At 55.3% G+C, this 5,535-nt stretch carries 3 protein-coding genes; all 3 read right to left on the bottom strand.

What is annotated here, in order from left to right; genetic code table 11:
- A partial coding sequence (locus tag ACOI1H_RS23295) for a hypothetical protein (protein ID WP_422440545.1) occupies positions 1–3,644 on the bottom strand: 3,644 nt, incomplete at its 3' end.
- Positions 3,641–5,227 carry a hypothetical protein gene (locus ACOI1H_RS23290; protein WP_422440544.1) on the bottom strand — a complete coding sequence of 529 codons (1,587 nt, stop codon included), beginning with the start codon at positions 5,225–5,227 and terminating at the stop codon, positions 3,641–3,643. The genes ACOI1H_RS23295 and ACOI1H_RS23290, both read right to left, overlap by 4 nt.
- The coding region (locus ACOI1H_RS23285) for a hypothetical protein (protein ID WP_422440543.1) at positions 5,224–5,535 on the bottom strand (312 nt) is incomplete at its 5' end. The genes ACOI1H_RS23285 and ACOI1H_RS23290, both read right to left, overlap by 4 nt.

The raw sequence follows: 5,535 nt of genomic DNA, 5'->3' as shown, positions 1-5,535 counted from the left end.
CAGAGACGGGCCTGCAATGCGGTGATCGAATGCACGGTCTGCTCTCTGGACCCCTTGGCTTCTTCCGAAAGAGATACAGCCGCCACACACTTGGCTTCAACGACGATGATTTGAAGGCTTGGGCGCGGTCCAGTAATATCGACCTTTACAGCCAAGGCGTCCGCCAGCTTCCCTTTCAGGCCAAGAGCACCCCTGTTCTCGTCGAGAGACAGCCAAATAAGAGATTCAGTGGCCTTCGTCTTCGCGGCTTCGTCTTCGACAAGCTTCGTCGCCGCTGCGAGTCCGATGATTTCGAGAGCTGCGTTTTCCGAACGGTTGGCCTTCAAGAGCTTCTGCCCTGCGACTCTGACCACGGTGTGAATTGCGTCGTCAGCAAACCTTGCGGCCGTCTCGGCGGCATCGGACGCCTGAAGATTCGAGAACCTCGTCTTGATCCGACGCCGCAGACCTTCGCTGGGTCTGCGTGAGCTGACAAGGATGCGGTGATCAGATCCCTTTGCCGGGATGTCGCGAATGACTTCGATCCCCAGGTCCGACAACATCGCTCTGGTCGACATTTGATCGACACTGACCACCCATTCGCCCAGATCATGGGCTCGTTCGACGATCTTCTTGATCGCACCTGCGCCGTCCTGGAGGCGTGCGATGCGAACCGGGACGGCCCTTTTGCCGCCTTCGATCGTCGGCTGGCTTCTTTGCCCCAGAAAGCAGAGATCGAGAAACTGACCCAGTGCGCGGGGAGGGTGCGCGACGACCAAGGGCATTTTCAGCGTTTTCTTGTCGCCGGATCTGGCTTCGAATGTTGGTCTGTGAGGCATCATCCAATCATTGATGACGATTTCTGGTGCTAAGTCGTCCGAGGAGCCCGCGGTGAGTTCCCATTCGACAGAAGAGTTTCGCATATAGACATCGTGTAAGAGCACAACGTCGATGTCAGCGCTTAATTGTGTGGAGGAGGGCTTTTGAGGGGGTAGCATTCCGATCCGAAGTCGGGACAAAAAGCCATCGCCCACAGGAGATCCGCGCTCTGTCAACATGCTGTTCTGGATTGCAAAAATATCGCGGATCTGTCTGCCGTTGTCATGTGTAATAAAGAGCTCGCAGCGAAGTTCTGGATTGACGGCCATGCGCTCTCCCAGCCCTCTGGTCAGAAGTCCTGGGAGCGTGGCACTCTCGGCCCCATAGATCGCTGTCGATAGGTTCGCTTCCTCATGGGGGTTCAGATTGAGATAGTCGTCAACGACACCGAGGAAAACGTCTGCTGCCATCCGTGCAGTTGCTTCGAGGGAGGTCTGCGCGGATTTCCGGTGATCGGTCGCTACAGCCAGGCCATACCCGCCAATCGCATCGACCACCTGGAAGGTGCGATCATTGACGATGATCACCTCGGGAAGACGATACCCTTCAATCATCCGAGCGAATTCAGAGACCTCGTGATTTATTCCTTCACCGAAGACCGACGCGCTCCAGATTTCACAAAGAAGGTCTCCGAACCTTTCGATTTTGGCCCACTTTTCCTGAAGTCTGAGAGGGTGCCATGCTGGGACTATCGCCGTATCGCCGTCGCGGGATGTTACAAGGCCGAATTCACACACGCGGCGGACAACGTCGTCTCGTCCAATGTCTGTGCAGGCGAAGGGCCGAACGGCGGCGCAGAGGTCTCCAAAAGTTGTGGACACCTGAGTGACCGTGTTCGCAACGTCCGCGCCTCCCGGATCATTGCCGAGCTTTCGAACCGTCCTGGACATAGCTGTCCTGAACGCCTTCAGTCTTTCGAGCGCTGTCGTGCCCTCTTGTGCGGTTACAGCGCGCCGGCGGGTGCATTCGGCGATACTGGTTTCCACGAGCGAAAAGAATTCGCTCGTCTCCTGCGCTCCACTAACTGTAAGGGCTGGAGAGTTGGGATGGTCGAAGCTATTTGAATCATGCAACGAAATCGTTCTGGTGTCACCGGCATTGGTTGGTGTCGTGGTGAGTGGCCAAACTTTCACCATGGAGGAGCTGTCAAAGCTGCCAAGTAGAGCATGCAGGTCGGCGGGAAGGGTTTGCCCCAGACCGTTGAGGTTGGGCTTCCATTCAACTCGAACGATGTGCTCCGGCTGTGCAGGACCGTTTGCGCTCCACCGAAGTTCAAGTTGAACCAGCTTTTCCTTCTTCGCTTTTCCTTTCGTTGCAGCTGCGGGATCGCGCCACTTTCCCAGGTCGAATTTGACGACCCTTTCGAGCATGGGGCGAGCCGCGCTAAGTTCGAAGATCAGGGCCTTGTGAACTGGCTCGTCGAGGTTCAGCCAAGTCGACAGAGCATCTGCCTTTGGAGCTGTCAGCCGAATCTGCTGAACATGGCCATCTTGATGGGCTTCTTGCCGCGCCTCGAACGATTTGGCCATCAGGGTGCGGAAGCCTTCCAGCAATCCTGCCAGTAGATTTTCCTGCTTGCTAATGACGTCTGGATGAGCAAATGCCCGCAGTTTCGGAACGATCTTATCGTCGTGATTGGAAAGCCAATCGCCCTCAGCATCGAGGACCTCCGCAGCTGCGTGGCGGGCCTCTTCCTCTTTACCTTCTTCGAAGACGCGAAAGGTTTCTTCGAGATCCGCGATACGATCTTCACGCCCTTCATTCTGAAGGATCTCTTTTATCCGTGCGGGCAGTCTCGGTGCCTGTGGCTTTCGGAGTCCAACGAATATCAGTTTCGCAAAGAACCAGTCGAAATTCTCACAGAATGCTTGCTGAGAGGGTCTCCATTCAGCCGCACTTAAATTCTCACGGTCGTTCAGCAAATCTTGGACAGCCTTCAGCACGGCGTTGGGTGGGCGGTTCGCATCTGAAGCCGGACGACATAGTTGTTCATTTAAGGCGTCTTGAATGGCGGCGATGTCGAACCGGCGACCCTCTTGATCGTAGAGCATTGGCGCATTTTGAGTTTCTCTTTCGGCGGCCTTCAGCGCGTTTGAGAATGCTGCCGCCGACATTCCCTTGGAATCGGGCCCAGGAAGACTTCCCAAAGAACCCTTTGGCAGTCGGAGGTGCGGCACGGCGTTGGCCAGGGTAACATGGGGGCCCTTCCCTGAATCTGAGGCAATGTCATGGAGGACGGCTGCGAATTGGAGGAGTTCTGAGACCACACCGGACCGCACCATACCCTCAATGATGGCCCTACAGCAGGCTTGGATGTCAACGCTAAGTGTCTGCCCCCGCAAGTCGGATATGGCTTCGATCCAGAGCTCCGTTTCGCTCTGCAAGCTCTCAGCGTCGAGAATGCTTACTGTTCCAAGGCTCGCGCGCGTGCGACTGCGTTCCTCCTCACGAACGGCTATGAGCACAGGGCCATCGAACGGCGTGTTGCGGATGCGAACGGGAGAATCTTCATACCGATGCGCTACAGGCAACCGCTCAACTCTAAGGCCATCGATCTGTGGATCGATTGCGATCCAGGGCGTTGAGCCGGAGATTTTACCCACAGTCTCGGAAACTGCCTCGAGAACCACAGGTGCCAGACCATCGAGAAGGAATAACGAGCGTCGATCAGCGCCTGAATCTTGTGCGACCTTCTTCCAGATCACAGATCCTATCATACTCGCCGCTCTGAGTTGGGCTGCGGTCGGAGCATTAGGTTTTGGGTCGATCGGGGTTTGGGTGTTCATGCTTGTTCCCCGTAGGCGAATGGATTTGAGACGAAGGCACAATCGTCAGACAGCCTTTTGGCCATACCGAGAGCAGCGAGACGTTCTTCGAAGAGTTTGATGTTCTTGCGAAAACTTGCGGCATTGATGTTCATGCCAGAGAGTCTCTGCTTGGCTTCGATGGGTCCGATGACGAGCCCATATCGATCATGCAGGCGTTCAGCGAAATCATCAATCGTCATCGGAGAAGATACATTGGCCAAGACGAGCGCTTCGAGCAGTCGATCGGATGCACCAAACCATGACCCCACGCGCTGTCGCGAGGTTACGAAACCAGCGGCTCGGCCAAGTGGTAGCAGGATTGTTTCGGGATCGTTGTTCTGACGCTTGCCGATTATACCAAGGGCGGTTTCTCTCCACTCCTCGGGTGTTTTGACGAGGCCTGTATCTCCTTTGAAGGACATTTTCAGCGCTTCTTCGATAGCGATGCGTCCATTATTGGATCGAATTGCGGGGTCTGGATGGCTGGCGTTGCCAAAGCAATTGTTCCATGCAGCCGATCGCTTGAGCTCGGCGTCGACATAAGCGACGACGACATCGCGGATGCCTTCCCGGTGATGTGTGAGCATCATGCGTCCGAGTCGTCGGATGTCTGTGAGACGACCGTCGCTCATATCCAAGGGGATTGGCTGTAACGGCGTGTCAAACCCCTTCTCTCCTGCTTCGCCGAAGTATCTAAACAGATTTAGCGCGGTGATGGAGGAAAGTGGTGCGAGGACTTCCGAGCGTGGGAGAGAGGAGGCATTGAGAATTGCCAACCAGTCCTCACCAAGGCGATTGTAGGTATCCATCTCGGCCCAAGGAAGATAACCTATATCCGTCCCGGTTCTGTGCTCATTCTCGGTCGGCGAAAGCATCTTGGCAATATGATCGATCGGGTCGGTTTCATTGAAAAATATTTTCTTTACGGCACCTTCCAGAGACACGCGCGAGGTCGACCTGTTTAGCATTAGATAGATCATCTCACCTCCGCGAGCCAGGAAGTCGCGAGGACTCGAACTCAATTTATTACCGAGCTCGGAGAGATGAAGATGAGGCCCCTGCGGATTGAGGAATCGTGCTGTGGGTCTCCGGGAACTCCCGGCATCAACTTCGCAGCCCCGTATGATGTTAACGGCCTGCCTGAGGGCGTCCGGGTCATGCCCGAACCGTGCGCCAAGATGAGAAAAGCGGTGTGTTCCTTCACTACGAGGATAGCTTGCTTCGAGCGCCGCAATCATCTTTTCGAAACGCTCCTGAGAACTTCCGGCGGGAGCGGGTTCATCTTCATCGATGATCTGCCAAAAAGCGAGAAATCGGAGCGGACCGTGTATTTCGAGGTGAGATTGAACCTTCTCGTGTGAGCCGTCATTCGGCAGCCCAGGGAACATGGCGTGTCCAGTGCGGATACGTCCCAGGCAGACGAGCAGAGCCTCGAGGACGAGCATGAAAGGCTTCTGCTCTTCGCGGAATCTATGTCCGTAGATTGCTTCCTGCACCCACATGTCAGGAGGGGAATTACCATCGCGAATATGATTTGGAGGAAGAGTATCGGCATCGGTCATCGCGCGTCCTCCAGCACCTTTATCGGACGTTCTTGAAGGTGTCCGTCTGCGCCAAGTCCGACGGCACTTAATTGAATTGTTAGGTTATTTTCAAGCGCAGCGCGTTCGATTGCGCCAAAGGTCTTGATTTGGAAAGTTCTAATTTCCTGGATGCATTTTGATCCAAAGGAGCCGGGGAGAGCGCCGTGAGCGACACGGCAGAGAAATTCGAACATTGACGGTGTCATCGCCAGTTTGGACAATGAGCCGGTAGTCTCGGTTACGACGAAGTGTGGTGGCCGTCCTGGTGCCTTAGGTGGCTCGAGGAC

Origin of the sequence: Loktanella sp. DJP18, from assembly GCF_049310965.1 — a bacterium.
Classification (GTDB): Bacteria; Pseudomonadota; Alphaproteobacteria; order Rhodobacterales; family Rhodobacteraceae; genus Loktanella.
The sequence above is the reverse complement of the archived record's forward strand: the minus strand, read 5'-3'. Positions and strand labels throughout refer to the sequence as shown.